Source organism: Xanthomonas cissicola (genome assembly GCF_008801575.1).
GTDB lineage: Bacteria > Pseudomonadota > Gammaproteobacteria > Xanthomonadales > Xanthomonadaceae > Xanthomonas > Xanthomonas cissicola.
In genome coordinates this window covers 1-944 of the sequence record NZ_VZPL01000209.1, presented here as the reverse complement: position 1 = coordinate 944, position 944 = coordinate 1, and the positions used below count along the sequence as shown (strand labels likewise).

The 944-nt window shown below is 58.6% G+C and carries 1 protein-coding gene and 1 pseudogene; both read right to left on the bottom strand.

Annotation, left to right across the window (positions count from 1 at the left end; all coding sequences use genetic code 11):
• Positions 1-187: transposase (locus tag F7R02_RS25595; RefSeq protein ID WP_151210039.1), on the bottom strand; the 187-nt coding region annotated here is incomplete at its 3' end.
• Between the two features lie 188 nt (positions 188-375).
• Positions 376-738, bottom strand: a pseudogene (locus F7R02_RS25590) (phage integrase N-terminal SAM-like domain-containing protein); the annotation flags it as partial.
• Positions 739-944 lie beyond the last annotated feature (206 nt).

The following is a 944-nucleotide window of genomic DNA, read 5'->3' as shown; positions in this document are numbered from 1 at the left end:
AACGGTTCATGCGTGTGTAGACCGTATGCCAGTTGCCAAAGCGCTTGGGTAGGCCGCGCCATTTGCAGCCATGCTCGGCAACGTAAAGGATGGCGTTGACCACTTGCAGGTTGGTCATGCTGACATTGCCGCGCTGCGCCGGCAGGCAGTGTTCGATCAGAGAAAATTGTGCTGGCGTGATCTCCATGCCCAATAGTTTAATCGCTCGGGCCATTAGTGTTAACAGGCCCTAGTTATTCAGAGCACGCGATGTCGATATCGATAACGTGGTGGCAAGCGTTCTATCACTGCATCGCTCGCCCCGCATGTTCCGCGTCACTATCAAGACGGCTGAGCCCGTCCAGCGGACCACATACCGCAGATGCTCGCGTCCCAGCCATCGCGCACTGCAATTTCGCCGCGAACTATGTCCATCGCCTTGCTCCGCAAGCGCAGGCATTCCAGCAACCGCATCCCGCTGACATACAGCAGCCCCGCCACCAGCCGACAATTCCCCTCCAGCATCGTCAGCAAGCGCGCGACCTCCTGCGTGCCGGCCGACACCTGGCCCCGCGTCGCCAATTCGGTGAGAAACGCCTCGCCCTCTACTTGTCCCATCTGTCCTGGATGCCGTTGGCCATTGGCCAGAATGAAGCGCGGGATCCAGTCCAAATACACCTGCTCAGTCCGCAGGCTGTAATGGCGGAGCCGCAGCCGACCACTGACCTGATGCAGCAGCTTGGGAGTCAGGCGCGTCATTACGCCTGCAGCTTCACGGGTGTAACTCATACGCCTGCTCGAACGGTGGATAACGCAAGCAGCATCGGCGCAGAGACTGCTTAGACTCAACTTCCAAGCGCAACACCCTCTCAGCAAGTAGGGTGTATGCATGTCAAAGAGCTACGTTCACCTCAGCGCAGAAGAACGCGCAGTTCTCCAGATTGAAACGCGACGAGGCCAGAGCT